The following is a 24,471-nucleotide window of genomic DNA, read 5'->3' as shown; positions in this document are numbered from 1 at the left end:
TATTCCCCCCTATTCAATTGTAATCAATCGCGCGATTTTCTGTGCCAGGTTACGGTCGTCAGTGCCAAATTCCTCTTTCATCATCCGGTAGACCCGGTCTGTCAGCGGACAGTCTTTCACTTCCTCTGAACATTTTCTGCCCGGTTCTTCCTTCTTCTGATCCTCATAAATGATTCTGATCTGCTGTTCTCTCAGAAAGTCTTTTGCACCCGGTGTAAGGATCATTCCGCTGCATATGTTTACGGATTTCCCATCGGGGGCCAAAAATTCCCTGTAGTTCTGTCTGGTAATGAGGGTCCTGCTCATTTCAAAGACCTCCTTGTCTCCTACAGTAATTTGTCATACAGTTCTTTGTTTGGGGATGGAATCACCACAGACTCAAGAAGCAGTCCTTCCTTCATGGAAGCCCTCCTTCCGGCATCTATGGCTGCCTTGACGGATCCCACATCTCCTGTGAGCGTGACGAAAGCTTTTCCACCGATGGCCATGCCCAGTCTGATCTCGATGAGTTCTATAAGACCGGACTTCACGGCAGCGTCAGCCGCGCATACGGCACTGGTCAGTGAGTAGAACTCCATGACGCCGAGTGCATCAAAGAATTTCACATCATTTACACCCTGTACGCTTCGTATGGTCTGAGGATGCGCATTGGCAAGAACCAGTCTGTCCACAATATAGTGCTTACCCACTTCTTCCCCGGCTGCAACGGATGCCTTCACAGCGCCCACATCGCCGGTGACGATGATCATGTATTTGCCCGGACAGGCGGTCTTTGCTGTGACAAGTTCCACATCTCCGGCTTTGATCATGGTATCTGCCGCCTCGATGCCTCTGCATATACTGGTGAATTCCAGCATTCCTATGGTTTTCAAGCTTCTTCCCTCCTTTCGGATTCTATGGTCACCGCATGGTCCACATGGGTTACTCTACCTGTGATGGACGCATGGACACGTGCCCCCATGTCTTTCATTTCTATTTCTCCTATGACCTGTCCCTTCGTGACGAAGTCTCCCACCGCTACGCAGGCAGTGGCGGGTTTCCCGATATGCTGCCCCAGCGGAATGGTCACCTTGTCCGTGGTCACTTCCATGTAGGAAGGTTTTCCCCTGTCATAGTATTTCCTGATATCGAGTCTGGATAAGAGCCTGTCTATGGGCACGTATCTGTTTTCTCTTTCAGGAAGTGCCGGTCCGGTCTGAAATTCCACCTTGATGCCGTTTTTTCTCAGTTCCTTTTTCAGGAAACTGTTGACGATTCGAGGAGAAATGTTCATGGGACAGGCGAAAAGTTCGCATATGCCGCATTCGCAGCATAGGGCCGCTTCCGCAAATTTCTCATCATAGACATCATTCACGCCGAAGGCTCGCATGATCTTATGGGGGTGAAGGGGATGTCCGATGAGATATCTGGGACAATACTGGGTGCAGAAATTGCACTGGATGCAGGCGGCTCTTGTTTCATTCTTGATGGCTAAAAGAGACTTGTTCCCTCTTTCCACCAGAGCATGATCCTTGGGAATCAGAATGATACCCCCCGAGGTCTTTCGGACCACGGCGATTTCCGCTTCTTCCTGGGTCAGAAATCTGCCCATCATGGGTCCTCCCGTGAGGACCATGTAATTATCTAGTGTGCTTCCACCCACAGCTTCTATGCACTTGGCGATGGTGATGCCGATGGGCACCTTGATGATCTTCGGCTCCTTCACTTCTCCTGTGACGGTGATGTACTTCTCCGTCACGGGCAGCCCTTTCTGTGCATCATAGATGCTTTTCATGGTGGCGATGTTGGATACCACGATGTCCACCTGAAGGGGAATTCCCCCTGCCGGAACCGCTTTCTGAAAGGCTTCGTAAATGGTGATCTGCTCATCTCCTGCAGGATAGAAATTATCCATGGAGAACAGCTCGATGTCATAGCTTTTATCCCGGATCTCCTGTTCGAATAACGCGATGAGATCCTGATATTTCTTCTTGGTAGCAAGGACCGCCCGCTCCGCCTTCAGAAAGTTCTTCGCTTCCTGAATGGCCTCGAGCATCTCCTTGTAGAAGATTTCCATCTGGTACTTATCCGTATGAAGAAGGGGTTCGCATTCGGCTGCGTTGATCAGGAGATACCTGGGACTGGCCGCATATTTGATATGGGTCGGAAACCCTGCGCCTCCTTCTCCGATGACGCCTGCCTCATAAATGTTTTCAAGAAAAGTCAACCCTTCTCACCTTCTTCCACTTCCACTTCGTCGATGATGCCCACAATGGTGGCATCTACGGCGATGTCGTCCTTCTTCAGCGCTTTTCTGGCCGTGCTTCCGCTGACCACGATGACCAGCTCGCCTATGCCTGCACCGACTGCATCCGCTGCCACGATGGCTTTGGATTTTTCTCCCGTATTGGGATCGTACGGTTCCACAATGAGGAGCTTCAAACCATTCAGTGAAGGTTCTTTTCTCGTTGCCCACACGTTCCCGACAACTCTTGCTGTCTGCATGGTTATTCCCTCCTTTCCCGTTTCTCTAGTGTGATGCCATGGTTTCTCATGAGATCCCTGGCCAGTGGTGTAATGATCGGTGTTCCTTCTGTATAGAGGATTCTTTCTCCGCTCCCCACCATCGAAAGGATCTCCTTCTCTCCGATGAGTCCTCGCTTCTTCGCTGCTCCAGCTGGTGGAGTTTCCCCTCTTCTGGGGTTTCTCGTCTCTGCCGGCCGGATGCCGAAGGAGGCGATCTTTTTCACCGAGTCCTCATAGAGTCTGTAGAGCATCTTCGGACAGGTTTTCGCCATTTTCCGGTGAAGTAGACCTTCACTGAGATAGAGGACTTCCTTTCCGCTCATGAGCGCTTCCATCACAGGTCCCACTCTCGGATTCATCCCCATGGCCAGCTTCTGCAGGGTATTGGGAGAGATTTCCGCTAGAAGCAGTACATCAAACTGCACATCTTCATCGAAACAGCATGCGAATTCCAGTTCATAGCGGGAATCGTATCTATTTCTCAGTTCTTTCTCGAAGCACTGCGCTTCCCCGATGACCAGCATTTTCTCCCGGTCTTTCTCTGCGCTTTCCATCTTCCTGATCTCTTCCAGCACCTTCTTCATGATGACTTCAATCTGCATCTTCTCCCTCCTTCCATGAGATTTCTTCTTTTACTGACCATTTCCATAGTGGGCGATCATCATCAGATAATACAGTGCACTGGAAAGTCTGTTAAGACTTTCGATGATATCATTTCTCTCCACTTCGGTCCCGTTTTTGAAGGCGGTGACGCCCACGATCTCCACTTCTCTCACGGCTGCTCGGAGCACATTGAGATGGATCACGGCAGGCTTTTCCTCTCCAGTCATGACCAGATGCCCTCCCGGGAAATGGTCACTGGGACTGTGGGTGATTTTTCTGATCTCCTCATAATCCTTGCCCAGCACGCTGAAACTCTTGATGGGTTCTCCCAGCACTTCCGCACGCATGATCTTTCTCAGGTGAAGATAGATGTCCTTCAGTCCCTTGAAGAGGTCCGCGTTCTTTTCATGCCTCATGAGAAGCATGCCTCGGAGCATTTCCGCCTCCAGGGAATCGATTCTGCCTCGGAAGATGATCCTCGGATCATCCTTGAAGACCAGAAGATCGGCCCTGATCTGGGTCATGAACTCCGGTTTCTTGCTGTAGTACTCGTCTGTATAGTAGTTCTTGTAGCGTTTCGGGTCATCGGACACATTGGAAGTGGCTTCTCTCTCACGAACAGGATGGGGTACTCTGTGGACGTGTTTTCTGTCCTCGTCTGAAGATGCGGCTTCACCGAACTTCAGCTCCACCCCCTTTTCTTTCAGAAATTCACGGGCAGATGGAGTGATGACTTCGTTTTTTCTGGCCACATATTCAGTAAATTTTTCGTTTTTCCACTTAGATCTAAGCAGAGATTCCGTTAGTACTGCCATCTTTTCACATCCTTACTTAAGTGGACTTACCGGACCGCCTGAGAAGCGGTCCGCGCCTTTTCCCGTCTTAAAGTTCAGCTTTCTTTGGCAGAATCAGTTCCACTTCCTGATGTGGTCTTGGAATCACGTGAACGGAAATCAGCTCTCCCACTCTTTCTGCTGCTGCTGCACCTGCATCTGTAGCTGCCTTGACTGCGCCTACATCTCCACGTACAAGAACTGTTACAAGTCCTCCACCCACATGTTCCTTGCCGATGAGTGTGACGTTGGCTGCCTTGACCATGGCGTCTGCTGCTTCGATTGCTCCAACGAGTCCCTTAGTTTCGATCATACCTAATGCGTTTGTGTTAGCCATTTTTTATTCCTCCTAAAATTTTGTTATTATTGTTGTTTGCTTACAGATTGTTATTTGGACTGGATCATTTCGGAAAGGATCTTTCTTACAACCTGTTCCAGGTCATAATCCCTGTTTTCCTCTGGTCCTTCTTTTCCGATGAGTGTTTCACTTAGATCCACCACATCTTCCACTTCTCTCACGCCATAGGCCATACGCCTGATGTCGATGAGATGCATGGGATTGATGTTGTCTGAGGTTGCACTTCCGCCTATGGCTCCACAGCCCAGGGTCAGTGCAGGCATGAGATTGGTCGTGGCACCGACGGCGCCATGCGTGGTGGATGTGTTCACGAGAATTCTTGAAGCGGGTTTTCTGAGGGCGAATTCACGGATGATCTTTTCATTGTTGGAATGGATCCCCAGTGAATGTCCTTCTCCGCCGTACTCCAGAATCTCGATGCATTTTTCGCAGGCTCTCTGCCAGTCCGGTTCCACATAGAGGGCCAGGAGCGGTGAAAGCTTCTCTCTTGAGAACGGAAACTCTTTTCCCACGCCTTTCTCCTCCGCCAGAATCACCTTGGTGTCTTCAGGCACCTTGATGCCTGCCATGGCCGCGATTTCCACAGCTGATTTTCCTACAATTCTCGTATTCAGAGTTCCATGGGGCTTCTGGACCAGTTTGTCCATGAGCGCCTTTTCCTCCGCATTCAGGAAGTAACATCCCTGCTTCTTCAGTTCCTTCAGCATGGGTTCAAAGACAGCGCCTTCCACTACCAGTGCCTGTTCCGATGCGCAGATGGTTCCATTGTCGAAGGATTTTCCCTGGACGATACGCTTTGCCGCCAGCGGCAGATCCGCAGTTCTTTCCACAAAGACAGGTACATTTCCGGGTCCCACGCCAAGGGCTGGTGTGCCTGAGCTGTAAGCCGCCTTCACCATGGCGGAGCCTCCTGTGGCCAGTATGAGATTCACATCATCATGCTTCATGAGACCATCTGTGGCTTCCATGGTGGGTATGGAGATACAGGCGATGAGATCTTCCGGCACGCCTTCTTCCACAAGCACCGCTCTCATGCCCTTCACCGATTCCAGTATGCAGCCTTTGGCTGCAGGATGGGGTGATAAAACGATGGCATTTCCGGCCTTCAAAGCGATGATGGCTTTATAGATGGCTGTGGATGTGGGATTGGTGGAAGGAACAAGTCCGGCAATGACACCGACTGGTACGCCGATCTCATAGATCTTCTTCTCGTCGTCCTCATTGATGAATCCCACCGTTTTCATATCCTTGATGCTCTCATAAAGAAGTTTCGATGCCACAAGATTCTTCACGGTCTTGTCCGGCACATTTCCGTATCCGGTTTCTTCCACCGCAAGCTTCGCCAGATTCTCAGACTCTCTTTCCATTCTCATGGCCAGAGCTTTCACAACCTGGTCGATCTTTTCCTGGGAACAGTTCTTATATTCCTTCTGAGCGGCTTTGGCTTTTCTCACCAGGTCTCTCATTTCCTGCAAGGAGGCCAGATCTCGGTCTAAAGTTGTCATGCTTTACTCCTCCTTTCCTGGGCCTCGCTGATTTCTCTCATCAGTTCGGCTTTATTGGCGAATTTGATCTGATTTTTCGGTATGTTGATGCCGTCAAGTTTTCGAGCAATCCTTCGAAGCTCGACCACCTTCAGGTTCTTCAGTGTTTCTCTGGAAAAGCCTTCTTCTTTCGGCAGATTCTTTTCCATTTCTGTAGGCTCTTCATTCCCCAGCTGTGGTGAAGGTTCATCGGGCGACTGCTCTTCCGCTTCTTTCCCCGTCAACGGCTCAGTTTCTTCCGACTCCTCTTCCTCCATCTCCTTCTCCTTTTCATCGGAAGGGTCCGGATCGTCCTCAGGGTCATCCCCCTCGGGCTCCACAATGGACCAGACTTCTTCATCCAGCCTTGCTATGACATGGGAGGTGAGCAGAACCCCCAGCCTTTCGGCGGAAGCCGCTCCGGCATCCACCGATGCCTTCACCGCCGCCACTTCCCCCATGAGGGTCAGTGTCATGATTCCTCCACGTACTTTCACAAGATCCACCAGGGATACATCCGCTGCTTTTAAGGCTGCATCAGCCGCTTCCACAGCGCCCACATATCCGTATGTCTCGATGAGCCCCAATGCGCTGTTTTTCATATCATCACCATCCTATGGCGACTAATATTTCGTAGGCTGGTCAGCCACGAAGCAGACGGCCTCAGCAAATGCATCACAAGCTGCCTTACATGCTGACTGACTTCCTGTCAGGAGTCCGCCACCGAAGTTCGTTTCCGATGGAGGTCCGTAGAAGGCGGCCATTTTCACATCTGCGGCTTTCATGGCCGCATCCAGTGCATACATGGCTTCCAGAGGTGGTGCGATGAGATAGGCGATGGCCTCTCCCTCGGCAATCCCTGCCACTTCGGACAGATAGGAACCGGACCTTGAAATGGTGTGGGCATAGTAGGCAATGGTGTCGTCTTCATTGGCGCTGTAGAAGCTGGCTTCATTCTCGATGAAGTCCACGATGGCATTTAAGCCGCTTCGGACTTCTGCAGGGTTTGGTCCGGAAATGATTCCGATGACTTCACCGGCGAGCTTTGTGTTGGCATTGGCTGCACCACCATAGAAGGATCTGGCATAAACCACCTTCACATCGGCTTTCTTCGTCGCTTCATCCAGTGCTGTATAGGAAACATCATCACAGTCTGATGTGAAGAGCCCAAGGCTCATGTGTCCTTCTGGCAGTTTGAATTCAGTGACCATATCCGGATTGACGTTAGGAATGATTTTCATACTGAGTATGCTGGGTTTCAATGCGTCATATTTCACTTTCGTTTTCCCTCCTTTAACCTTATAGATTCAGACCTACACCGGTCATTTTCTTTTCCAGTATCACTTTGATGACAGATGCGATATGGGCACCTGCTTCTGCTGCTGGCGTACCCTCCTTATGGATGTTGGATACGACGGTTCTCTTCGCTTCCGGAATGCCTGGATAGCCTTTATAGGTCATATAGCAGCTCATGCTCTCTCCTGTGGCAAGACCAGGTCTTTCACCGATGAGAAGAATGGTCAGCTCTGCGTCCAGTGCCTGGGAGACCGCATCCATGGACCCTACTCTGCCGTATTTCACGAAGAATGTGGTGCCATAATCGATGCCGTATCCTTTGAGCCCTGATGTGATGGCTGGAAGAATATCCTTCAGATTGGCTTCAATGGCAGTGGAACTGAGTCCATCTGCAACCATGATCTGAACACGGGGTTTCGCTTTGCATTTCTCCTTGATGAGTTTTGTGTTCTCCTCATCAAATTGTCTGCCCAGGTCCGGGCGGGTGATGTATTCATCCTTGTCCGTGACCTTGGTCTTTACCGTGAAGAGATTCATTTCCTTCAGGAAATCCTCATCCACATAGCTAAATACGGCGTCCTGAGCCACTGCGTGGTCTGCGCGGAATCTCAAGAGCGTTTCCGTGGTGTTTCTTGGTCCCGTTCTCCAGATTCCCACTCTTGCTGCGGTTTTCTTCTTCAGCTTCAGATACTGGTCGCGATTCTTGGGATTCGGTACATAGAAGACTTCCTGGATGGGCTTCGCCGTGATGTCTCTGATTTCTCCGTCATTGTCGTTTCTGGACTCTGCCTTCGGAGCATCTTCCTTGTTCATTTCTTTCATGACTTTCTCGATCAGCACTTTTAATTCGTTATCAGTTATCATTTATTCCCCCTCCTTTCAATCCAAGAATATGGATGCGTCACCGGCACGTTCTGTCAGCTTGCCGTCTTTCAGGATGCCCATTTTTTCCATCCACTGTTCGAATTCCCTGATTGGTGTCAGGTTCATCAGTTCTCTTAAGCTTGGTGCATCATGATAGCTTGTACACTGATAGTTCAGCATGATGTCATCTCCATTGGGGATACCCATGAAGTAGTTGCATCCTGCGGAAGTCAGAAGGATGGCCAGATTTTCGATGTCGTTCTGATCCGCTTTCATATGGTTGGTGTAGCAGGCATCGACGCCCATGGGGATTCCTGTCAGTTTGCCCATGAAGTGATCTTCAAGACCTGCACGGATGACCTGTTTGCTGTCATAGAGATATTCCGGTCCGATGAATCCTACCACTGTATTGACCAGGAATGGCTTATATCTTTTGGCAAGACCGTAGCATCTAGCTTCCATGGTCACCTGGTCGGCTCCATGGTGGGCATCGGAGGACAGCTCCGCGCCCTGTCCGGTTTCAAAGTACATGACGTTTTCGCCATGGCTTGTACCGTATTTCAGTACCAGTTCTCTTGCTTCATCCAGCATCTTCACATCGATACCGAAGGCTTCATTCCCCTTCTCCGAACCGGCGATGCTCTGGAAGATCAGATCCGTTGGCGCACCCTGACGGATGGCTTCCATCTGTGTGGTCACATGGGCCAGCACGCAGGCCTGAGTGGGAATTTCCCACTTGTCCTTGATGGTCTTGAACAGTTCCAGCACTCTCTTCACGTTGTCCACGGTGTCGTCTACGGGATTGAGTCCGATGACCGCATCTCCTGCGCCATAGCTTAAGCCTTCATAGACGGAAATGGCGATTCCATCCAGATTGTCCGTGGTGTGGTTGGGCTGGAGTCTGATGCTTAAGGTTCCGTCCAGTCCGATGGTGGTGTTGCAGGTTGCAGGTACTCTGATCTTCTTGGCTGCATAGATCAGGTCCATATTGCTCATGAGCTTGCAGACTGCGGCGACCATTTCACTGGTGAGGCCCTTGCTCACATGTCTGATCTTTCTTGGTGTGGCCTCATAGCTTAAGAGCCATTCTCTCAGCTCTCCCACAGTCCAGTTCTTGATCTCATTGTAGATGGTCTCATTGACACTGTCCTGGATGACCCTTGTGACTTCGTCTTCCTCATAGGGCACCACAGGATTGTTTCTCAGGTCACTGAGCAGCATATGGGAAAGAACTTCTTTCGCAGCCACACGTTCTGTTGTGTTTTCAGCGGCAATGCCTGCCAGCTGATCCCCTGATTTTTCCTCGTTGGCTTTCGCAAGGACTTCTTTCACAGAATTGAACTGATAGACGGTCCCAAACAACTTGGTTTTCAAATTCATGTGTTTTTTCACCTCTTTCAATAATTGAATACAATAGTTTTGATGATGACGGGTAATACAGATCCGTTGCCGATGGGCTTCCCGATATCGATATAGTCACCTCCTGACACTCTTATGCCATCGATGCAGATCACATCTCTCTTCTTCTTCAGGCTGAGCAGTATGCTCTGGCCTAAAACCTTCGCTAAGTCCTCTTCTATCAGCACCAGGAAGGGTTCTTCCTCCTTGAAGTGCTCTTCCAGAACCTCCGTAAGCATGGAAGCCAGTTCCTGCACTTTCCTGTAGGGCATGTTCTTCTCGCCTTTCAGGAATACTGCAATCCACTGCTTTCCGTCTTCCAGGGTGTACCAGGAAAGTTTTTCTCTCAGGATTTCCTTGAGATTGCCCGATTTTTCCTCTTCGGGCGTCACCGCCACGATGGGAATGTTCTTGATGGGAAATAGATTGCCCGTGAATGTGATGGTGCTTCCGCTGATCTCCATGGTCTGGGTACCAGCCCCCACCACGGTGGCCATGATGGTTTCTTCCGGAATCATCACTGAAAGAGCGCTTTCATCGAATCTCTTTCTGATGGCCCGTCCGAGAAGGATGCCGATGTCCCCGTATCTGTAGACATCCTTTTCCTCTTCGTTGAAGTAGATGTAGTCTGATACACCTCCGGAGAAGCTTACCATCTCGATGGGGGTTTCCTTCTTCAGAAGTTTCCCCTTCCTGCTGACCACAAGTTCCAGTGCCTTATTCACCTTCACGGTGACGGATTCATAGAGCACATCCGCCATGGCTTTCACGATGGATGAAAGGGTCTTTTCGTCTCGCACCATGCCTTCATAGAGGTCGATGCCTCTATGCTCTGCCAGTTTCAGGATGCTTTCAGATACGTAGTCCAGTCTTCCCTCCTCATCGAAGTAGATGAGTCGACCACCGATATCCAGGCACGCCGTATCCACCGGGTCTCCGTCTTTGAAGACGGCGATGTTGGTGGTTCCTCCGCCGATGTCCAGGTTCACCACATGCTTTCCTTCCTTGTCGGAAGCTTTTGCCGCTCCGCATCCTTTCCCTGCCAGTATGCCCTCGAGATCCGGTCCAGCTGTGGCCACGACGAATTCTCCGGCATAACCTACAAGCATGTTCATGATCTTGTTGGCATTCTCCTTTCGCGCCGTCTCCCCTGTGATGATCACAGCGCCGCTGTCCACGGTTTCGGGCTGAATTCCTGCCTTCTCGTATTCCCCACTGATGATCTCTTTGAGCTTCACGGCATCTATCTGCGTTCTGGAAGCCAGGGGCGTAAAATAGATGTCCCCTTTGTAGATCACTTTCTTGTCCACGATGGTGAATTCAGGTACTCTTGCACCGGATGCCATGTTTTCCACCTGGATCTCGGAGAAGATGATCTGGGTTGTGGATGTACCCACATCAATCCCTACACTGACCAGTGTTTCTCTCACATTATGCTCCCCCCTTTTCAGCGAAAAAATAGCCGCAAAAAAGCATACTTTGCTCTTTCGCGGCTCCATTGCCACTTGTAAAACACCCCGTTGTGTTTCATTTAAGTATATATAGAAACCCTTCCGGTTACGGAAAGTTTTCAATCATTTTAATGCATAAAGTCGAACCTTATGCTGGTTCCTTCCTTGCCGGAGGCAATGGAAAAATCCCCTTTCAGCTTGTCCTTGATGAGCTGCTCCACAATGCTCAGCCCAAGGCTGCCCATCTTCACCTTATCGGTCTGGAATCCGATGCCGTCATCGGCAACGGTGACTGTGGAGATGTATTCCCCTTTTTCAATGTCGATGAAGATATTGCCTTCCGTACGACCCACAAAGGCGTATTCCACACAGTTCTGCACCAGTTCGTTGACCACCAGCGCGATGGAGGTGGCTTTCTCGGAATTGATGCTTACGCTGTCGCCCCGCACTTCCACGTTGAGCTGGAAATGCATGGAGTTACTGAACAGCATGGCCCCTTTCACGATATTCGTCAGAATATCCTTGATGTCCACATCATCCACCCCGTTCTGAGCCAGAAGCTCATGGGTCACGGCGATGGATAGCACTCTGTTGATGCTTTCGGTGAAGGCCTTCTTGGCGTTCTCATCGGTGATTCTTCGGGATTGGATCCGAAGAAGGGATGCGATGGTCTGGAGATTGTTCTTCACTCTGTGGTGGATCTCCCGGATGGCCACGGATTTCAGGATCAGCTCCTTTTCCTTGTTCTTCACATCCGTGATGTCCCGGATATGGACCACCAGACCCACTTCCTGATTGTTCTGCTTCATGATGGAATATTTTATATTGAGTGTGAGGCTTCCAATGCGCACTTCATCGATCTCCAGATACTCCTTGTCCCGGATTTCCTTCAGTGTGCTGTTGTCCAGCACCACATTGTCAAAATGCATGCCTACGATGGATTCTCTGTATCCCAGGGAGTCATAGAGTTTCTGTGCTCCGGGATTGCTGTAGATCACGTGTCCCGTCTGGTCCGCTATGAGGATGGCATCGGCCACATAATTTGTGATATGATTTGCATTATTTCGGGTCGCATTCTGGACCATCAGCGCCTGAGCCAGCTGCTCAGCCGTTTCGGCCAGGATCTGCATGTTTCTTTTATCCGCATAGTCTCTAGTGACGTCTCTTTCCATGATGAGCACGCCGATGACCTTTCCTTCCCACCGGATGGCTACCACATTCTGCTTCACGGTGATGTCTTCCTGGGTGATGGCCTTCAGTTCGAAGGTGGGAATGCCGATATCAAGGGTTCGAAGGGCTGCAGGTTCGTTTTTCCTGTAGGCCAGCTGCCCCACCACGGTGTCCTGATACATGGAATGCTTGGCGTTGGCTTCCGCCACGACGATGGCCGCATCGGGATTTCTTGTGATGCAGTCGATGAAGATATCCGCATCCACCATTTCCGCGATGAGTGGAAGAAATCCTTCCAGTGTCTCCAGATAGGTGATTTCGGCATCATTTAGTTGTGTATGGGTCTTACAGAGACTTCTCAGCATGATGTTCTCCTCTATACGGTGGAGCGTATGATCATATCTGCGATCTTACCCATATTACAGCGCTTCTTCATGCTGATGTTTCTAAGATACGCATAGGCTTCCTCTTCCGAAAACCCGTCCTTCTTCATCAGTATGCCCTTCGCCCGCTCAATGCATTTACGCTCTTCCAGTTTCTTTTCCACTTCGATGACTTTGTTTCTGTACTCGTGCATCTCCTGATTTCTTCTCAGTGCGATCTTCACTGCAGGCAGCAGCGTTTTCTCTTCTATGGGTTTCACCAGATAGCCCATGACGCCCAGGTCATTGGCTCTGTTGACGAATTCTCCGTCGTTGTAGGCTGTGAGCATCAGTACGCATCCGGCCAGGTTCTCCTCCATGATGTTTTCCGTGGCCTGAAGCCCGTCCATCACCGGCATCTTCACATCCATGATCACAAGGTCCGGTTTCTGTCTTTTGCAGATCTCGATGGCATCAAAGCCGTCTGCGGCCTGGCCTACCACCTGGTAGCCTGCTTCTGTCAGTATTTCCGCCAGATCCATCCTGGTGATGGATTCATCTTCCGCGATAACAATTCTAGGTCTCAACAGGATTCCCCCTCACATGCTAAATAAGATTTCAGTTCTTCCAGTCCTTCTCCCGATACAGCGCTGACGATGAATACTTTCTCCGCGCCTGCTTTCTTCAGACTCGATACAGCATAGTCCGTCGACACGTCCTGATCCACTTTGGTGACAATACCGATGACTTCTCTATTGAATGCGATGGCGAAGTTGGGTGGAAAGAGTGTGTGATTTTCCGTGGCATCCATGACCATGGCCACCACATCCGTATCATAGGAAGTGATGAGCAGTGCTCTGTAGAGCCTTCTGTTCTCCACAAATTCCCCCGGTGTATCCACCACCGTCCCGATTCTCTCGATGGACTGGGTCTTCCTTGCATCGGAATACCCTTTCTGAAGAACATCCGCCAGGGTGGTCTTCCCGCTGTCTGTTCTTCCAATAAGCATCATTTTCTTCACGTAGCTGCCTCCTATGTCCTCGTTATTGGGGATGGTGTAAAGCCCATGACGTTGGTCAAAACTTCCACGATCTGTACGATGGAAGCTTCCACGCTGGACACATCTCCTGTGATGAGGAGTGCTCCACTGAACCTGTCAATGAATCCCACTTCGATGCCCGCTGCCTTGGATGCCACATCCGCGGCAATGATGGATGCTTCCGAAGGCGTGATGGTCAGAATGCCGATGGCACCGGAGCTTTCCTCCACAAGACCCATTTTACGGTAGATCTCCTGTCTGGGATTGGCTATGATATGAGCAATTGTGATCTGCTTGCCAGGAACGAATTCCTGTATGATCCTTGTTTTAGACTCCACCCCGTCATCTCCTTCATTATAAAAAATGGCTCAAAAAATAAAACATAAAGTTTATCTCTTGAAGCCCCATTGCTCGTCTATTCAATAACACCACTCCGTTGTGGATTCATGTAACCGTTTCCTTGTGTACAATGATATCACTATTATGCTCTCAGTTCAATAATTCTGAAAATTTTTGTGATATTATCAACGATAATTTTTAAATATGATAATAGTTATGTGATAATCCGTCTAAAGAGCACCGCGGATTTAAGTTGATACTAGTTTAATAAATGCTGAGCATTTATTCACGCTTTATATTAGCATTATGATTAAATAAGGTTATTATGTTGGTTTGTCACTTTGACTATCCTCTATCTTTTGATAGGTTTTCTAATTTCATATTAATATCTAAGATTAACTTTACATCGATTATAAACCAATAGATAAAGACAAAAAATACAAATATTATAGTCGCAGAACTGATCGAGTAAACATAACTACTATCCACGAAGATTCCTCTTGCTGACTTACTAATTATTCGCAAAGTGTCTGGTAGCATCATCAATAGGACCAAAGCAGAAAATATAAGCAGTGGTGTTGCCTTATAATTCCTTTCATCCTTCAATTTTTTTCTAAGTGATACATTATTGGCAGCCTTGGGTGATCCTTTTTCATCAAGTATTGCATTAATGGCGTTTCTATAGAGTGAATCAATATAGGTGTATACCGCTAATAATATACCGAAAACAGCAACTATGTCATTCATTTAGTTACCCCCAAAAATTTCATTAATTCATCATATGTTGCTTTTGGTATCTCATACCCCTGTAACGTTCCCCTCTGTTTTCGAATTTGGTCATGAGACCCATCGATTTCACTGACTATCTTATTCATTTCATCTATCATATTAATTGGAATATTCTTTATGACATAAAAACTCTCATCTCCTTTTGGTTTTATTCTACTTAGTATTTTAATGATAGTCTCATTAATCGGCTGCTTTAGAAGAAAATGATATTTAGCCAGCGTTGATCTTAACAATGATTTACTCTCAGAATTTGTTGTTTGAAAGAGGGTTGAAATTGTACTCTCATCCGGAATAATTCCATCAAAATAATTAATAATCAATAAATAAAGTCTATATTCTCTAATATCTGAACCACGAGTAAATATTTTCTCTCCAATTATCATTTTTACATATTCTTGAGTTGCTGCCGATGCAACTTTTGAAAGCTTTACGCTCAAATCATCTATATCACATCTTACTATTTCTGCTAAAGCTTTCTGCATTTCCTCTGAAATTTCGATTTTCACATTATTAATTTCCATATTTCCCTCGTTTCATTCAACATCAATATAATTCTAATTCTTAGAAATATATGTGATATCTTATCTTTTGTATTAATAATATCATAGTTTCTAAATAATTAAATATACTCTATTATAATTTGACTTCCACTATATCAAAAGATCTGATAAAGAATTATTTTATCTACATTAATGAGGTGAATTACATTATTGTTTATTAAGAACTTCTATTCGCTTAATAAATTCATATGAACAGCCAGATATAAAACATTCGTCCATTACAGCCACAAAATAATTTCTTGCTGTAAAGTTAAGATGGAGCCTCTCAAGAATCTTATAGACCATGATGTATACAATGGCTATATAACCGCTCCATCATTCATGGTGACCCTCACATCTTCTTTAGCATAATAAAAGACCATCTTCATAATCCCCGCTAAAGGATCATAAAGATGATCTTCTTTTTTAACTATCTGATTTTCACCTTCACGATGAACTTCTCCACATTCTGAAGTTCACCTGGGGATGCATTCACCAGATGCGCATCTTCAGGAAAATAGATTCCGAAGGAGCCTTCTCCGATGTAGCTGTCTGTATAATGGGCACCATCATAGTCTCCCAGGATGAAATCATTCTCCCTGTCATACTCTGTTGTATGCACAAGATTTCTCTTTTCCGTGGTTCGGATGAAATCCGTGCCTTTCAGAGTGATGTGGATATCTACATACCTCTCATGGGCTTCGAAGCGCGCCTCTGTAAGTGGAATCTGCATCGCATCTCTGTGATTCATGAAGATCTCATCCCCTTTGATGTCATGTCTTTTTCGCTCCAGACTCATCACATCGAAGGTCAGAAGAAACTTTCTGGCTTCTTCCATATTGGGATCTTCAAAACGGTATCTTGTCAGGTTCTCCAGACGATCTGTTATCATCTCTTTTATCCTCGCTTTTCTTCTGTTATTCGTTTCACTTTTACTACGTTCTATACCAGCTTGTCCGCGACAGCTCTGGCGGTCTTTTCCTTGTTCTCCTTGGAAACCTCGAAGGTCTTCTTGAAATACTCGAAGTAGAGCACATCCAGAAGATACAACTGGGAGATCTTCGCCGAAAGAGAACCACCCTGAAGAGGCCCCTCATTGGCTCCGCACAGAAGCGTCACGTCCGCGTAGGCGGTCATAGGCGACTTGGAGAATCTGGTGATGGCAATGACGAAGGCTCCGGATTCCTTGGCCATCCTGGCCACTTCAATGGAGTCCTTGGTCTGACCGGAGTAGGAAATGATAATCGCCACTTCTTTCTCGTTCATCTGGGCTGCCGTCATGACCTGAAAGTGACTGTCGATGATGACTTCCGCTTTATTGGTTACACGAAGAAACTTGTTCTGCCCTTCCATGGCCGTGATGAGCGAGGAACCGATGCCGAAAAACCGGATTCTATCCGCCGTGATGATCTTCTCCACCGCCTTGTCCAGATCCTCATAATCCAGCAGATTATAGGTCTGGTCCAGGGCACTGATATTGGTCTGCTTCACCTTGCCGGCCAGTACTTCCAGACTATCGTTTAAAAGAATCTCCGTATCGATGTTTCTTGTGGTGTCATTCTCCTCGGAATTGATGCTCTGGGCCACAGAAATCTTAAACTCCTGATAGCCCTTCAGTCCCAGATTCTTGCAGAACCGGAAGATGCCGGACTCGCCCACTTTGGACTTTTCTGCCAGTTCCGTGATGGACATGAACATGATCTGGTCCCGCTCTTTCAGGATATAGTCCGCCAGTCTTTTTTCCGATTTGGTGAACGAATTGTACAAGGTGCTGATACGGTCAAATACGTCTACATTATTCATCATATTCCCCCATTAACTGTTTAGAAAAAGAGATGCTGCGCCAAGTAATCCTGCCTTGTTCCCAAGGGATGCCTTCACAAGCCGCACATTTTTGAAGCTGTTCATGATCTGACTGAAGGTGTGCTTCCTGATGGCTTCAAAGGCCAGGTCCTGTTCCAGAACCCCACCGCCTAGAACAATCAGTGCCGGATTGAAGATATGGATGATGTTCACCAGGCCATAGGACACTTCCTTGGCCCAGGCATCCAGAAGTTCTGTCATGAGCACATCGCCTTCCTGGATTCTCTGGAAGAGCTTTCTGCCATTGTCGCAGCCTGGATCCATCTTCATGGCTTCCTTCACCAGAACCCTTGCGGAAGCATAGGATTCATAGCAGCCTTTCTTTCCGCAGTTGCAGTCTCTTCCGCCCGGATGAATGACCATATGGCCGAATTCTCCGGCGATGCCGCTCTCGCCTCCATAGACCTTTCGATCCATGATGATGGACCCGCCGATGCCTGTCCCATAGGTCAGGCAGATGAGATCCGTGGATTCTTTTCCGGACCCGAACCAGGCTTCTCCGAGGGCTGCACAGTTCACATCATTCTCCACCCTTACAGGCAGGGAGAATTCCTCTTCCAGCATGGCTTTCACCTTCATCCCCGTATAGCCGGGAATGTTCTCATTGGCATAGATGATCTCCCCCTTCACGCTGTCCACCTGTCCGGCCGTGGAGATGCCGACGGCCTCGTACTCTTCTTCATAGCTTCGGAGAAGCCGGATGAGATTCTCCATCACATGGCTTCCGCCCAGGGCGCTTTCCGTGGGCGCTTCCTTAAATTCAATTGTATTTCCTGTCTCTTCAATGATCGCTGCCTTGATGGATGTACCACCGATATCGGCGCAAAGGATTTTCATAGAATCACCACCTGCTTTTTATTATAAGGGAATATGCAAACTATTTCACTACACTGACGAATTTCTTTGTGATTTCCAGAGGTCTTGTGATGGCAGAGCCTACCACCGCCGCATGGACACCCAGGTCCATAACCTTCTTCAGCTCTTGTGGAGTGGAGATGCCTCCCTCTGCAATGACGGGTACATCGAAATCTGTGACCATTCTCCCAATGAGATCAAAGTCCGGAAGACTTCTCTCTTTAGACTCTTCCGTATAGCCTGCCAGGGTGCTTCCGATGCAGTCAAAGCCAAGCTCTACTGCCTTTTTTGCATCCTCATAGGTGGCGCAGTCCGCCATGAAGATCTGGTCGGGATATTTTCTTCTGATTTCAGGAAACACTTCTTCGATGAGCTTCCCGTCGGGTCTTACTCTTTCTGTGGCATCCAGAGCGATGATCTCAACGCCTTCTTCCGCCAGGGCATCGATTTCCACCATGGTCGGTGTGATGAACACGGGACAGTCTCCGTAGACTTTCTTGATGATCCCTATAATAGGAAGATCCACGGTTCTTCTGATTTCCTGTATGTCTTCCACCGTGTTGGCACGGATGCCGATGGCACCGCCCTCAAAGGCCGCATAGGCCATTCTGCCCATGATGTAGGAGCTGTGAAGCGGCTCTTCCGGAAGAGCCTGACAGGATACCACCAGACCTCCCTTTATGGATTCAAGTATTTCTTCTTTACTCTTCATATTCGTCTATGACTCTTGATGAGTCATCCTCCTCTTTCTAGATTTCGTCATGCTCATGTACTCTCTCAAAAAGCACAGGACCTATGGACTACGAGCAGGAGCATAGGTTCCCTTGTGCTTCCCCTCTTCTTCAGTTTCTGTATGGTCTTTCTTTATCTTCTGTTGTCTTGATCTTGCTGTGCCAGCTTTCTTTCCCAGTACTGATCGTATTCCTCCTGGAGAAAGTCCAGATCCACGGTCTTCTCGGACCAGGCGGACAGGTAGGCGCTGTTGATCACTTGAACGCTCTTCAGGCCTTCTTCAAAAGAAGCCAGGATCTTTTCCTTACCGAGGATGCTCGCAATGAAGTTATTGATGGTTCTGGCCTGCTCCACCTTGTTGGATGTTACAGGGATTTCAAACTGCTCCACTTCACAGGGCACATGAGTGAAATAGCTGCTTTCCTTCTTCGCGAAGTCCTCTTCGCATTCAGACAGTCTTCTTACGGTCAGGACCCTGTCCTCTTCCACCACCATCTGCCCCTTATCGAAGGACAGCTCCAGTCTGTTGGTTCCGGGGCTTTCATGGGTGGAGGCCAGAAACGTGGCAGAGGCACCGCTTTCATAGAACAGGTTCAGGATCACATCGTTCTCTGTGGTCATAGGCCGGTGAAAGCCTTCCTTCATGAAAGCATGGGCCTTCTCTGGCATCCCGATGATCCACAGAAGAAGATCCAGCTGATGCACCGCCTGGTTCATGAGCACGCCTCCCCCTTCCGTGAGATAGCTTCCTCTCCAGGTGCTGGTGCCATAGTAGGCGTAGGTCCGGTAGAGATTGGTGATCTGCCAGAGTGCCCGCCGAAGCTCGCCCAGCTGGCCACTTTCTGCAATGTCCTTCACTTTCTGGTAGAGGTCGCTGCTTCGCCTGTTCAGCATCACAGCCGATACCAGATGGGATTTCTCTTTCGCAAGCCTTACAAGTTCAGTGAGCTCCGAGGCTTTGATGCCCAGAGGCTTGTCCACCAGTACGTGTTTTCCGCGATTTAAAGCCAGCTCTGCCATGGTGGGGTGCAGCGTATGGGGCGTTGTGATGATCACCGCATCCACTGCATCCTCCTTCAGCATGTCCTCCAGGGAGGTGAAGGTCCTGACCTCTTCCAGATCGTAGGCATCTATGATACTTTTCACTCTGTCCTGGTTTCTGGAGGAAAGGGCCGTGATCTTTCCTTCTATGATCTTTCCCTCGGCAAAAAGAGAAATATAGTCTTCCGCGATCTGGCCGATGCCAGCAATTCCGATTCTCACCATTTTATCTCTTCCTCTCTTCCCGGTTTCTCCACCATGACTTCAAAGAGCCGCTCTTCCATCTTTTCATTCTTCTTTTCCGTGAGCCGTACCATAAGGGGCATTCTGAAATGCGCCTCGTCCTTCACCGGATAATCAGATCTGTAGAAGGATCCTCTGCTCTCTTTTCTCATGAGCTGCACGGTGAGCAGCGCCGAAGCTGCCGCTTTTCCGTTCAGCAGCCTGTAGCTGTCTCGGATGTGCTTGATCTCAGGCTCTTTTATTCCCATGGTCTCTTTCTCCTGTCCAATGTTCATTTCTTCGAAATGAATCTCTTCCCAGGAGTTTCTTGCATACCGGATGCTTTCTTCTTCCAGTTTCAGAAAGGCATGCTGATACATGATTTTTCTCATCTCTTTCAGCTTTTCTGCAGGTTCCTCTGTTGTCTGCAGTCTGAACAGTAGATCCGATTCTTTTGTTTCAGTTTCTTCTATTGTGCTGCAATACAGGGCTGCCTTTTCTCCGGCGATTTTCCCGAAGACGATGCCATTGGCTGTGGACAGTCCACCGATGCGGTCTGCGCCATGCATGCCGCCGGTGCATTCACCTGCAGCAAAAAGGCCTGGGACAGGGGTCTTCGCCTCTTCACTGATGAAGAGGCCGCCATTGGATGCATGCATGAAGGGAGCGATTAATATCTCCTCTTCCATACTGACATGCTTCTCTTCCTTCAGCCAGCGGAAGTAGGTCTTCACAAATTCCGCCGGTTCCTTCAGTTTTTCCAGATCATAGGTCATGGGGACACCGGGAAGATTGTTTTTTGTGATCTCCTCATGGACCGACAGGTCCAGGTATCTGCTGACAGTTTCACTGGAAAAGGGACCGTGAAGGGATCTGGCACGGAGCACTTCCTCTTGGGTGAGTCCTTCCGGCAGTCTTTCCTCGAGCAGGTTTCTTCCCTCTTTTGTGTGAAACTGTGAGGCGAAGAAGGTCTTCTCGTTGTGGACGGTTTTGAATCCCGGTTTCACGAAGCCCAGCATGATCTGCATGAACTCCATGTTGATGGCACTGGCTCCTGCCCGAAGAGCAAGACCCACACCGCTTCCATTGACGTCATCGGTTGTGAGTTTATAGCTGTAGAGCCCTCCGAGGCCTCCTGTTGCAAGGATCACGGCTTTCGCCTGAATCCTTTCCATGGTTTTTCCTTCACGGATGCCCACTGCCCCTGTGACCCTTTCCCCTTCCTTCAGAAGCTCAATAACTTCGAAGTCAGGAAGGAGGCGGATGCCCAGGTCCTTCAGAATCTTCGGCAGGGTCTCCAGAAGATTCTTCTTGGTGAGACCTCTCCATCTGCGGTGCTTGTGGTCAAAGCAGGGAATGTACTCCTTCTGACCCTTCGCTTCTTCTGATGGCTTCTCCAGGGTGATGCCCATCTTCTCCAGAAGATCCACGCTCTCATTGAGGTTTCTCACAAAGGTCTCCACCAGGTGCTTGCTTGTTACACCCTGTCCGAGTCTTTCGATGGTTTCAATCAGGTCTTTCTCGTCTTTCTCGTTTTCCGGTCCCACCAGGCCGAATCCCCAGGTTCCGGGGAAAAACGTGGAACCGGAAAAGAGATTCACGGAAGCACTTAAAGTGACACGAGTTCCGTTTTTCGCCGCATAGATGGCGGCAGATAGACCGGCGATGCCTGATCCTATGACTAGAACATCTGTATCCGGCTGTTTCTCCATGATCATTTCTTCGCCAGCTCCGCGATGAAGCCCACGTGCTTAAAGTTCATCTTGTCATTCAGTGCAAGGAAGTCCTTCTTCATGGCCTCTTCTTCTTCCAGACTGAAGTTTGTGAAAGGCTTTCTCACATAACCCGCATCGGCACCTCTCCATCTGCTGATGGCCTTTAATACCGCCATGAGGCTGCCATAGGAGAGCATCTGCATGATCACGGCCACGGCTTCCTTCATGATGTCTCTGGCTTCTTCCTGTCTACCTTCCGTGTAGGCACTGTACAGGTCCATGAATGTGTCGGGAATGGCATTGTAGGTGGAACCGATGATGCCGTCTGCTCCGGCCAGAAGACCTGACAGGGCCATTTCATCGGCACCGGAATAGATCATGAAGTCTTCTCCCACATCACTCTTGAGCCTTGTGATCTCAAAGTGGCTGGTGGCGGTATACTTGATGCCGATGACGTTTGGAAGCTTTGCCAGCTTTAAGATGGTGTCATAGCCCATGAGTCCTGCCAGGGGAATGTTGTACACGATCATGGGAAGCTCTGTGGCTGCTGCCAGTTCTCTGTAGTATTCGATGATTTCCTTTTCAGCGAATCTGTAGTAGAAAGGCGGTACGGAGGAGATGGCATCCGCTCCCGCTTCTGCGGCGTGATGGGTCAGCTCCAGAGACAGTCTTGTGGAGATGGCGCCTACATGAACGATGACTGGAACTCTTCCTGCCACTTCGTCCATGGCGATTTCCACCGCCTGCTTTCTCTCTTCCTGGCTCATGAGGAAGCCTTCTCCTGTGGAGCCGGTGAGATACAGTCCATGCACACCGTCCTGAAGAAGCTTCGCGATGAGGGCTCTTAGGCCCTTCTCGTCCAGATTCTCGTCCTTGTCGAAGGGGGTCAGAAGCGCTGGGATGACACCTGTGATTTCTTTAAAGTTAAATTTCGCCATTATATTTTCCTTCTTTCTTCTGTTCTACCATGTGGCAGGCCACATAGTGATCGGTTCCGTCTATTTCATATTTCTTGAGGGCTGGTCTTTCCACTTTGCACACATCCATGCAGTAGCTGCATCGTGGATGGAAGGAACATCCTGAAGGTGGGTTCATGGGGCTTGGCACATCCCCTTCCAGAATGATTCTATTGGTCTTTCTGTCCGGCTCAGCCACGAAGATGGCAGAGAGGAGCGCCTGGGTATAGGGATGAAGCTTGTTCTTGTAGAGCTCGTCCGCTTCAGCCAGTTCCACAATTCTTCCCAGGTACATCACCGCGATGCGGTCACTGATGTATTCCACCACGGAAAGGTCATGGGTGATGAAGATGTAGGTCAGGTCTCTTTCTTCCTTCAGCTTCTTCAGAAGGTTCAGCACCTGGGCCTGGATGGATACATCCAGTGCGCTTACGGCCTCATCGCAGACGATGAGCTCCGGATTGACGCTGAGGGCTCTGGCGATGCCGATTCTCTGTCTCTGTCCGCCGGAGAACTCATGGGGATACCGGTCCATGTACTCCGCTCTCATATTCACGGCTTCCAACAGATCACCGATGATCTTTCTTCGGTCTTCCTTCTTCTCCACTCCGAACTTCTTCAGAGGGTCAGAGAGAGACTGATAGATGGTGAAGGACGGATTCAGGGAGGAGTGCGGGTCCTGGAAGACAATCTGCATTCTCTTTCTGGCCGCATCCAGGCTCTTTCTGTCAAGGGTTCGGAGGTCCTTCACATCGCCGTCGAAGTTGTAGTTCATTTCTCCGTCCGTGGCTGGTACCAGCTGCAGAATGGATTTTCCAAGGGTGGTCTTTCCGCATCCGGATTCTCCCACCAGGCCAAGGGTTTCTCCCTTGTACACATCGATGGAGATGTCATCCACGGCTTTGACGTATCCCACGGTCTTTTTCATGACGCCTTTCTTCACGGGGAAGTAGGTCTTCACATTATTAAGGCTCAGTAATACTTCTCTTTCTTTCTTCATCATTTCAGCACCTCTTTCCAATGCCAGCATCTTACCATATGGTCTTCTGAGACCATTTCTTCCGGTGGCATTTCACCGCATTTCTCGGTCATGTAGTCGCAGCGGTCTCTGAACTGACAGCCTACGGGTCTGTTGTAGGGATCCGGTGTTGATCCTCGGATGGGTTCCAGATCCTGATTGCGTCCTTTTCCGAGAATCGGAATGGACTGGAGCAGGGCCTTGGTGTATGGATGAGCGGGATGCTTTATGACATCTCTGGTCTCTCCGCTTTCCACGATGTTGCCCATATACATGACGGCCATATCATCAGATACCTCATTCACCACACCCATGTCATGGGTGATGAGTAGTATTGCGGTATCAAAATCTTCCTTCAGCTTCATCATGAGCTCGAAGATCTGTGCCTGGATGGTCACATCCAGCGCCGTGGTGGGCTCATCGGCGATGAGCACTTTGGGGTTGCAGCTCATGGCCATGGCGATCATGGCACGCTGTCTCATTCCGCCGGAGAACTGATGGGGATACTCGTTGACTCTCTGCTCCGGATTGGGAATGCCCATCTGGGCCAGCAGTTCCACGGCTCTTTTCTTCGCGTCTTTTCTTGACATGTTCATATGCGCTCTAAGGTTTTCCACGATCTGGAAGCCGATGGTGTACACAGGATTCAGCGCCGTCATGGGATCCTGGAAGATCATGGCGATGTCGGAGCCTCGAAGGCTTCTCATCTTCTTTCCGTTCTTCGGAAGCTTCTCTATGTTCACTTCTCCGTCGCTGGAGAAATAGGTGATTTCCCCTTCTTCGATTCTGGAGAGTTCGGGCAGCAGCTGCATGATGGAGGAAGCAGTCACGCTCTTGCCGCATCCCGATTCTCCTACAATACTTAAGGTCTTTCCTTTTCTGATGTCGAAGGAAACGCCGTTGATGGCGCGGTTGCATCGATTGTTGGTGTAAAAGAAGGTCTTCAGGTCTTTTACTCTTAAGATGACATCATTTTCTCTTGTTTCTTTTTCCATAATTT

General features: G+C 49.0%; 28 protein-coding genes. All 28 read right to left on the bottom strand.

The genetic code is table 11. The features are described from left to right. Nucleotides 1–9: 9 nt before the first annotated feature. The 28 genes from J3A84_RS09065 to J3A84_RS08930 all read right to left on the bottom strand — a co-directional run bounded on the left by J3A84_RS09065 (nt 10) and on the right by J3A84_RS08930 (nt 24,466). Nucleotides 10–306, bottom strand: a complete 297-nt coding sequence (locus J3A84_RS09065; protein WP_207599694.1) for a hypothetical protein — start codon at nt 304–306, stop codon at nt 10–12. Between the two features lie 20 nt (nt 307–326). Further along, nucleotides 327–872 carry a BMC domain-containing protein gene (locus tag J3A84_RS09060; protein ID WP_242694112.1) on the bottom strand — a complete coding sequence of 182 codons (546 nt, stop codon included), beginning with the start codon at nt 870–872 and terminating at the stop codon, nt 327–329. After that, the gene (locus J3A84_RS09055) at nt 869–2,206 is read right to left on the bottom strand and encodes a 4Fe-4S dicluster domain-containing protein (protein WP_207599693.1); all 1,338 of its coding nucleotides are present in this window, start codon (nt 2,204–2,206) and stop codon (nt 869–871) included. The genes J3A84_RS09060 and J3A84_RS09055 overlap by 4 nt, the downstream gene beginning before the upstream one ends. Continuing rightward, nucleotides 2,203–2,484 carry a EutN/CcmL family microcompartment protein gene (locus J3A84_RS09050; RefSeq protein WP_207599692.1) on the bottom strand — a complete coding sequence of 94 codons (282 nt, stop codon included), beginning with the start codon at nt 2,482–2,484 and terminating at the stop codon, nt 2,203–2,205. The genes J3A84_RS09055 and J3A84_RS09050 overlap by 4 nt, the downstream gene beginning before the upstream one ends. A 2-nt stretch (nt 2,485–2,486) precedes the next feature. Beyond that, nucleotides 2,487–3,107: a hypothetical protein gene (locus J3A84_RS09045; RefSeq protein ID WP_207599691.1), complete on the bottom strand. Its 621-nt coding sequence runs from the start codon at nt 3,105–3,107 to the stop codon at nt 2,487–2,489. 30 nt (nt 3,108–3,137) lie between these two features. Next, a complete protein-coding gene (locus J3A84_RS09040) occupies nt 3,138–3,923 on the bottom strand; it encodes a hypothetical protein (protein ID WP_207599690.1) in 786 nt (261 codons plus the stop codon). Nucleotides 3,924–3,990: 67 nt separating this feature from the next. Then, a complete protein-coding gene (locus J3A84_RS09035) occupies nt 3,991–4,278 on the bottom strand; it encodes a BMC domain-containing protein (protein ID WP_207599689.1) in 288 nt (95 codons plus the stop codon). A gap of 50 nt (nt 4,279–4,328) precedes the next feature. Further along, entirely contained in the window at nt 4,329–5,804 is a 1,476-nt protein-coding gene (locus tag J3A84_RS09030) for an acetaldehyde dehydrogenase (acetylating) (protein ID WP_207599688.1), read from the bottom strand. Beyond that, nucleotides 5,801–6,424: a BMC domain-containing protein gene (locus tag J3A84_RS09025; RefSeq protein ID WP_207599687.1), complete on the bottom strand. Its 624-nt coding sequence runs from the start codon at nt 6,422–6,424 to the stop codon at nt 5,801–5,803. Before J3A84_RS09025 ends, J3A84_RS09030 begins: the two co-directional genes overlap by 4 nt. Before the next feature lie 21 nt (nt 6,425–6,445). Then, entirely contained in the window at nt 6,446–7,099 is a 654-nt protein-coding gene (gene eutL, locus J3A84_RS09020; protein ID WP_207599686.1) for an ethanolamine utilization microcompartment protein EutL, read from the bottom strand. A 22-nt stretch (nt 7,100–7,121) separates the two neighbouring features. Beyond that, the gene (gene eutC / locus J3A84_RS09015) at nt 7,122–7,982 is read right to left on the bottom strand and encodes an ethanolamine ammonia-lyase subunit EutC (protein ID WP_242694110.1); all 861 of its coding nucleotides are present in this window, start codon (nt 7,980–7,982) and stop codon (nt 7,122–7,124) included. A gap of 15 nt (nt 7,983–7,997) precedes the next feature. Further along, nucleotides 7,998–9,362: an ethanolamine ammonia-lyase subunit EutB gene (locus tag J3A84_RS09010; protein WP_207599685.1), complete on the bottom strand. Its 1,365-nt coding sequence runs from the start codon at nt 9,360–9,362 to the stop codon at nt 7,998–8,000. Between the two features lie 17 nt (nt 9,363–9,379). Continuing rightward, nucleotides 9,380–10,810 (bottom strand): ethanolamine ammonia-lyase reactivating factor EutA, encoded by a 1,431-nt coding sequence (eutA, locus tag J3A84_RS09005; RefSeq protein ID WP_207599684.1) that lies wholly within the window; start codon nt 10,808–10,810, stop codon nt 9,380–9,382. 149 nt (nt 10,811–10,959) lie between these two features. Then, nucleotides 10,960–12,366, bottom strand: a complete 1,407-nt coding sequence (locus J3A84_RS09000) for a sensor histidine kinase (RefSeq protein WP_207599683.1) — start codon at nt 12,364–12,366, stop codon at nt 10,960–10,962. Between the two features lie 11 nt (nt 12,367–12,377). After that, a complete protein-coding gene (locus J3A84_RS08995) occupies nt 12,378–12,950 on the bottom strand; it encodes an ANTAR domain-containing response regulator (protein WP_207599682.1) in 573 nt (190 codons plus the stop codon). Continuing rightward, entirely contained in the window at nt 12,947–13,375 is a 429-nt protein-coding gene (locus J3A84_RS08990) for a EutP/PduV family microcompartment system protein (protein WP_242694124.1), read from the bottom strand. The genes J3A84_RS08995 and J3A84_RS08990 overlap by 4 nt, the downstream gene beginning before the upstream one ends. Nucleotides 13,376–13,395: 20 nt before the next feature. Next, nucleotides 13,396–13,740, bottom strand: a complete 345-nt coding sequence (locus J3A84_RS08985) for a BMC domain-containing protein (protein ID WP_342590959.1) — start codon at nt 13,738–13,740, stop codon at nt 13,396–13,398. 346 nt (nt 13,741–14,086) lie between these two features. Continuing rightward, nucleotides 14,087–14,488, bottom strand: a complete 402-nt coding sequence (locus tag J3A84_RS08980) for a hypothetical protein (protein ID WP_207599680.1) — start codon at nt 14,486–14,488, stop codon at nt 14,087–14,089. Continuing rightward, nucleotides 14,485–15,051 carry a hypothetical protein gene (locus tag J3A84_RS08975; protein ID WP_207599679.1) on the bottom strand — a complete coding sequence of 189 codons (567 nt, stop codon included), beginning with the start codon at nt 15,049–15,051 and terminating at the stop codon, nt 14,485–14,487. Before J3A84_RS08975 ends, J3A84_RS08980 begins: the two co-directional genes overlap by 4 nt. Nucleotides 15,052–15,499: 448 nt before the next feature. Then, nucleotides 15,500–15,961 (bottom strand): NanQ anomerase/TabA/YiaL family protein, encoded by a 462-nt coding sequence (locus tag J3A84_RS08970; RefSeq protein ID WP_207599678.1) that lies wholly within the window; start codon nt 15,959–15,961, stop codon nt 15,500–15,502. A gap of 50 nt (nt 15,962–16,011) precedes the next feature. Next, nucleotides 16,012–16,872, bottom strand: a complete 861-nt coding sequence (locus J3A84_RS08965) for a MurR/RpiR family transcriptional regulator (protein WP_207599677.1) — start codon at nt 16,870–16,872, stop codon at nt 16,012–16,014. A 12-nt stretch (nt 16,873–16,884) separates the two neighbouring features. After that, nucleotides 16,885–17,769 (bottom strand): ROK family protein, encoded by an 885-nt coding sequence (locus tag J3A84_RS08960; protein WP_207599676.1) that lies wholly within the window; start codon nt 17,767–17,769, stop codon nt 16,885–16,887. Between the two features lie 40 nt (nt 17,770–17,809). Then, on the bottom strand, nt 17,810–18,499 hold the full coding sequence (locus J3A84_RS08955; RefSeq protein ID WP_207599675.1) for an N-acetylmannosamine-6-phosphate 2-epimerase: 690 nt from the start codon (nt 18,497–18,499) through the stop codon (nt 17,810–17,812). A gap of 152 nt (nt 18,500–18,651) precedes the next feature. Further along, a complete protein-coding gene (locus J3A84_RS08950; RefSeq protein ID WP_207599674.1) occupies nt 18,652–19,785 on the bottom strand; it encodes a Gfo/Idh/MocA family protein in 1,134 nt (377 codons plus the stop codon). Then, nucleotides 19,779–21,500, bottom strand: a complete 1,722-nt coding sequence (locus J3A84_RS08945; protein WP_207599673.1) for an FAD-dependent oxidoreductase — start codon at nt 21,498–21,500, stop codon at nt 19,779–19,781. Before J3A84_RS08945 ends, J3A84_RS08950 begins: the two co-directional genes overlap by 7 nt. Further along, complete coding sequence (locus tag J3A84_RS08940) at nt 21,497–22,435, bottom strand: dihydrodipicolinate synthase family protein (RefSeq protein ID WP_207599672.1); 939 nt, start codon at nt 22,433–22,435, stop codon at nt 21,497–21,499. The genes J3A84_RS08945 and J3A84_RS08940 overlap by 4 nt, the downstream gene beginning before the upstream one ends. Continuing rightward, complete coding sequence (locus J3A84_RS08935) at nt 22,422–23,453, bottom strand: ABC transporter ATP-binding protein (RefSeq protein ID WP_207599799.1); 1,032 nt, start codon at nt 23,451–23,453, stop codon at nt 22,422–22,424. Before J3A84_RS08935 ends, J3A84_RS08940 begins: the two co-directional genes overlap by 14 nt. Further along, nucleotides 23,453–24,466 carry an ABC transporter ATP-binding protein gene (locus J3A84_RS08930; protein WP_207599671.1) on the bottom strand — a complete coding sequence of 338 codons (1,014 nt, stop codon included), beginning with the start codon at nt 24,464–24,466 and terminating at the stop codon, nt 23,453–23,455. The genes J3A84_RS08935 and J3A84_RS08930 overlap by 1 nt, the downstream gene beginning before the upstream one ends. Nucleotides 24,467–24,471: the final 5 nt, after the last annotated feature.

Source organism: Proteiniclasticum aestuarii, assembly GCF_017368455.1.
Lineage (GTDB): Bacteria > Bacillota > Clostridia > Clostridiales > Clostridiaceae > Proteiniclasticum > Proteiniclasticum aestuarii.
This window is presented reverse-complemented; position numbering and strand designations above follow the sequence as displayed.

Coding starts and splice junctions, on each gene's coding strand:
- J3A84_RS08940 (WP_207599672.1), bottom strand. CDS start 22,435: ATGGCGAAATTTAACTTTAAAGAAATCACAGGTGTCATCCCAGCGCTT.
- J3A84_RS08980 (WP_207599680.1), bottom strand. CDS start 14,488: ATGAATGACATAGTTGCTGTTTTCGGTATATTATTAGCGGTATACACC.
- J3A84_RS09025 (WP_207599687.1), bottom strand. CDS start 6,424: ATGAAAAACAGCGCATTGGGGCTCATCGAGACATACGGATATGTGGGC.
- J3A84_RS09045 (WP_207599691.1), bottom strand. CDS start 3,107: ATGCAGATTGAAGTCATCATGAAGAAGGTGCTGGAAGAGATCAGGAAG.
- eutC (WP_242694110.1), bottom strand. CDS start 7,982: ATGATAACTGATAACGAATTAAAAGTGCTGATCGAGAAAGTCATGAAA.
- J3A84_RS08965 (WP_207599677.1), bottom strand. CDS start 16,872: ATGAATAATGTAGACGTATTTGACCGTATCAGCACCTTGTACAATTCG.
- J3A84_RS08935 (WP_207599799.1), bottom strand. CDS start 23,453: ATGAAGAAAGAAAGAGAAGTATTACTGAGCCTTAATAATGTGAAGACC.
- J3A84_RS08930 (WP_207599671.1), bottom strand. CDS start 24,466: ATGGAAAAAGAAACAAGAGAAAATGATGTCATCTTAAGAGTAAAAGAC.
- J3A84_RS09035 (WP_207599689.1), bottom strand. CDS start 4,278: ATGGCTAACACAAACGCATTAGGTATGATCGAAACTAAGGGACTCGTT.
- J3A84_RS08955 (WP_207599675.1), bottom strand. CDS start 18,499: ATGAAGAGTAAAGAAGAAATACTTGAATCCATAAAGGGAGGTCTGGTG.
- J3A84_RS09040 (WP_207599690.1), bottom strand. CDS start 3,923: ATGGCAGTACTAACGGAATCTCTGCTTAGATCTAAGTGGAAAAACGAA.
- J3A84_RS09010 (WP_207599685.1), bottom strand. CDS start 9,362: ATGAATTTGAAAACCAAGTTGTTTGGGACCGTCTATCAGTTCAATTCT.
- J3A84_RS08950 (WP_207599674.1), bottom strand. CDS start 19,785: ATGGTGAGAATCGGAATTGCTGGCATCGGCCAGATCGCGGAAGACTAT.
- J3A84_RS08990 (WP_242694124.1), bottom strand. CDS start 13,375: ATGATGCTTATTGGAAGAACAGACAGCGGGAAGACCACCCTGGCGGAT.
- J3A84_RS08960 (WP_207599676.1), bottom strand. CDS start 17,769: ATGAAAATCCTTTGCGCCGATATCGGTGGTACATCCATCAAGGCAGCG.
- J3A84_RS08970 (WP_207599678.1), bottom strand. CDS start 15,961: ATGATAACAGATCGTCTGGAGAACCTGACAAGATACCGTTTTGAAGAT.
- J3A84_RS08945 (WP_207599673.1), bottom strand. CDS start 21,500: ATGATCATGGAGAAACAGCCGGATACAGATGTTCTAGTCATAGGATCA.
- J3A84_RS09000 (WP_207599683.1), bottom strand. CDS start 12,366: ATGCTGAGAAGTCTCTGTAAGACCCATACACAACTAAATGATGCCGAA.
- J3A84_RS09050 (WP_207599692.1), bottom strand. CDS start 2,484: ATGCAGACAGCAAGAGTTGTCGGGAACGTGTGGGCAACGAGAAAAGAA.
- J3A84_RS08975 (WP_207599679.1), bottom strand. CDS start 15,051: ATGGAAATTAATAATGTGAAAATCGAAATTTCAGAGGAAATGCAGAAA.
- J3A84_RS09065 (WP_207599694.1), bottom strand. CDS start 306: ATGAGCAGGACCCTCATTACCAGACAGAACTACAGGGAATTTTTGGCC.
- J3A84_RS09030 (WP_207599688.1), bottom strand. CDS start 5,804: ATGACAACTTTAGACCGAGATCTGGCCTCCTTGCAGGAAATGAGAGAC.